Consider the following 3,833-nt stretch of genomic DNA (forward strand, 5'->3'; position numbering starts at 1 on the left):
GCCCCACCCCCTCCGGGGCCGAACCCCCTCCTCGGGTGACTTCTCCCCGAATTTCCGGCGCCTCCGCGCCGACGGGTCCCGTCACGGAGCGTGACGGACGGCTGTCGCGCAAAGCGGACCATCCCGGATGATCGGCGTGACGGATCTGTCAGCGGCGGCCGACATTCACGGTGACGGATAAGGAAGTACGAACCCGCGGGTGAGGCTCTTAACACCGAGTTGTAGAGGACCATCACCGGCTGCTCACTGTACATCTACGGCTGCGAATAGTAGTGAGATGCTTTTGGGCATGGCAGTCTTGCCCGCTCCCCGCCCCCTCCTGGGAGCTGTGCTTCTGTTGTTCGTCAGCGCCGCCTGGGGGTCGGCCTTCCCGCTGATGAAGGATCTCATCGACCGCCTGCCGGTCGAGGATCTGCTCGCGGAGCGTTACGTGCTCGCGGCGCTGACGCTGCTCGCCATCAGGCCCGGCTGCCTTCGGGGCCTTCCGAGGGTGACGTGGATCTACGGGACCGTACTCGGAGTCATGTTCGGGCTCGGGCAGGTCGGGCAGGCGGTCGCCCTGCAGGGGCTGCCGTCGGCGGTGTCCGGGTTCGCGGTGGGCTGCAGCGTGGTGATCACGCCGATCCTGGCGCTCATCCTGCACAAGGCGAGCGTGCCGCGGCGGATCTGGGCCGGGGTCGTGCTGGCGCTGGCCGGCATGATGGTGTTCACGCTGCTGCAGGGCATGGAGGAGCACGAGGTCTCGGTGCTCGCTCTTGGTGTCACGCTGACCGCCGCCGCCCTCTACTCCGGCCACACGCTCCTGCTCGCGCAGTTGTCCAGCCGCGGGGTGGGTTTCCACGCGTACGCGCTCACCGTCATCCAGCTGTTCACCATAGGGCTGCTCACGGGCGGCTTCGCCGTGCGCGACGGGATCGTGTTGCCGACCGGCGTGCACGACTGGTGGGTCATGGCGCACCTGTCGGTGGTCTCGTGCGCGCTGGGTTTCCTGGCCCGCTCGTACGGCCAGGCGCACGTGCCCGCCGTGCCCAGCGCGATCCTGATGTCGTCGCAGCCCGTCTGGGTGGCCGCGATCGCGGTGATCTGGTTCGACGAGGCGATGGGCTGGAGCATGGTCGTCGGGGGCGGGCTCATGGCGGCGGCGATGTTGCTGGCGCTGCCGGCCAGGGCGGCGGCGAGGGCCGCGGTCCTGCGCCGTGGGTGCGGCCATCGCGACCTGCTCGTGAACGCCACCAGGACCGCCGCCCAGAGGCTCGCCGACCTGAGGGTCAAGCGGGCTGATCCGCTGCGGCTGGACGGCAGGCATTCGCCGGTCATCGCCAAGACGGCCTGCGGTGACACCGACAGGTGCCCCTGGCACACCCGTTCGCTCAAGGGAGGCGGCGAGCCGAGCCTCGAGCGGCTGATCGAGCGGGCCACCATCATCGTCAGGGCGCGCAATCTGCACGGGCCCGGCTGTTGCCAGTCGGTCACGTTGCTCGGCAGGTGCCTGTGCGACTTGATGGAGCAGTCCGAACGTACGCGTACCACAGGATTACACCGATGGTTTCGCTCTCAATAGCGAAGAAATGCCGATCAATAGGCGAGTGATTTTATCCGCTAATCCGCCACTTGTTTAGCATGCACCTTGATATTCGGTGGGGTGTCCTAATAATAGGAAATTACCCCCGGAGTGGAGAGGTACGTCATGAAGCGCATCATTGTCCGCAAGCCTGGCACCGTACGGCTCGCGGGAACCTCCAGCGTCATTCACAAGGGGTGACCGAGGAGAGGTCTCACCACAGGGTCCCGGGCGAACCGCAGGCCCGGATGCAGACCGCGCGACTGCTGATGCCGGTGATCGACGGGCACCGGCGGCCGCGTGGCCCGTACACCGTGGCCGCCGCCCTGTTACGGCATCTGGTGCCGCTCGCGTTGGAACGCTCCCGTGACCTCGTGGCGGCGTACGACATCGAGATCAGAGCGGCCGCGCCCGAGCTCGCGGGGCTCGTGCCCGCCACGCGCATGACGGTCGAGGCGGACCTGCCCGACGACGAACGCATCCTCGTGCCCGCGCCCCGGCGTACGCTGCGGCTGGCCAACGGGCTCACCGAGTTCGTCCGCGACGTCGTGCCTCCCGGGCGGGAGCTCGTCGTGGGCAACGCGGTCGAGGCCGACCCCACGGACGTCGAACTGCTCGACGTCATGATGCGGCGGATCCCGCCCGCCACGCTGGCGATCACCGTCTTCTCCGGCGGGCCGCGGCACCCGCCCGACGACCGCGACGCCGACGAGCTGTGGGCCGTGGTGGACCGGTGCGTACGTGAGGGTTTCCTGCACGCCGTCGCCGAGCTGGGAGAGCTCGGCATGTCGCGTACCGAGCCGGGCGGCGCGCGCTGGTGGGGTTTCGCCCAGCGTACGGCGACCGCGCTGGGCGGGCTCGACCGCACCGGTGACGCCCTCGCCGTGTGGGAGCGGGTGCGCGAGGTCAGCCAGGACCCGGAGATGCACGCCGCCAGCGCGTACGGCACCGCCATGCTGGACGCCCGCCACCGCGACCCCGCCCGCCGCGACCTGGCCAGGGCCAGGCGATGGGTCAACGAGGCGATCGCCATCTCCACGCTCCTGCCCGACCCCATGACACGGGCCTTCAAACTCGGGTTCGACCGCAACGGCCTGGCGCTGATCGAGCTGCGGCACGGCCGGCTCCACGTCGCGCTGTCGCTGGTCGAGTCGGCCATCGAGCTGGCGGGCGAGCTGGGGGAGCGGCACCCGCTGCACCGGATGGTGCTGCTGGCGAACCGGGCGCAGCTGCTGTCCGCGCTCGGGCGCGCCAAGGAGGCGCTGGACGACTACGCCGCCGCGATCGCCGTCGACCCGGCCTTTCCCGACTACTACCTGGAGCGCGGGCACCTGCTGTTCGCGCTCGGCCGGCACGAGGAGGCGCTGGCCGACTTCGAGCGGGCCATGCGGGCGGGGCCGCCGCTGCCCGAGGCGCACTACAACCGGGCCGAACTGCGTACCGTGCGCGGGGACGTCGAGGGGGCGCTGGCCGACCTGGGCCGGGTGATCGAACTCGACCCCTCATACGTGGACGCGTACATCAACCGGGCGGGCCTGCTGGCGGCCTGCGGCCGGGACGCGGAGGCGGGGCGTGACGTCCGGGCCGGGCTCGCGCTGGCGCCCGGCAACCCGCACCTGCTCACGGTGCTGGGCCAGCTGGAGACCACGGCGGGCCGGCTCGCCGAGGCCAGGGTGGCGCTGGACCTCGCCATCGAGCAGGCGCCCCGGCTGGCCGCCGCCTGGGGCAACCGGGGGGTGCTGCGCTTCGCCGCCGGAGACGTGCCGGGCGCGGCCGAGGATCTGTCGCGGGCCATCGACCTGCAGCCCCAGCCCGACCTGTACGCCAACCGCGCCGTCGCCCTGCGGGCCCTCGGCCGTGACGCGGAGGCGGAAGCGGACGAGCGCCGGGCCGCCCATCCGTCCTGATGGGACGATGAGTTCATGACGAGGCGTATGGGCCGGGCGGCCGCGGTGTGCGCCGCGCTCGGGGTGCTGTGGTGGGCGACCGTGCGCCTGGCATGGGCGGGGGTCGGCTGCGAGGACTGGGGATGCCTGGTGCCGGCCGTCGGGGTCGTCGTGCTCATCTCGCTGGGCCTGCTCGCCTGGTCGGCCCGCGCGCTGGAGCTGGTGGGCGTCCGTCCGGGCCGGCGGGTGGCGCTGGCGGCGACCGGAGTGCTGGTGGCCTTCCGGCTGGCCGGGGAGTCACTGCCGTCGTGGACGTCGTCGTTCGCGCACGCCGTCACGGCCGCGCTGACCTTCGGCGGGGCGGGGGCCGTGGGGGCGTTCGTGAC

At 71.4% G+C, this 3,833-nt stretch carries 3 protein-coding genes; all 3 read left to right on the plus strand.

The window, feature by feature from the left end; genetic code table 11:
- Positions 1-328 precede the first annotated feature (328 nt).
- Entirely contained in the window at positions 329-1,561 is a 1,233-nt protein-coding gene (locus E1295_RS47455) for a DMT family transporter (protein WP_166427788.1), read from the plus strand.
- A 248-nt stretch (positions 1,562-1,809) separates the two neighbouring features.
- Positions 1,810-3,468 (plus strand): tetratricopeptide repeat protein, encoded by a 1,659-nt coding sequence (locus tag E1295_RS47460; RefSeq protein ID WP_132641881.1) that lies wholly within the window; start codon positions 1,810-1,812, stop codon positions 3,466-3,468.
- Positions 3,469-3,483: 15 nt separating this feature from the next.
- The coding region (locus tag E1295_RS47465) for a hypothetical protein (RefSeq protein WP_132641883.1) at positions 3,484-3,833 on the plus strand (350 nt) is incomplete at its 3' end.

Source organism: Nonomuraea mesophila, from assembly GCF_004352805.1.
In the GTDB taxonomy this organism is placed as follows: domain Bacteria; phylum Actinomycetota; class Actinomycetes; order Streptosporangiales; family Streptosporangiaceae; genus Nonomuraea; species Nonomuraea longispora.

What these genes read in the sequence shown, in the direction of transcription:
- E1295_RS47460 (WP_132641881.1), top strand. Translation starts at nt 1,810, where the DNA reads ATGCAGACCGCGCGACTGCTGATGCCGGTGATCGACGGGCACCGGCGG.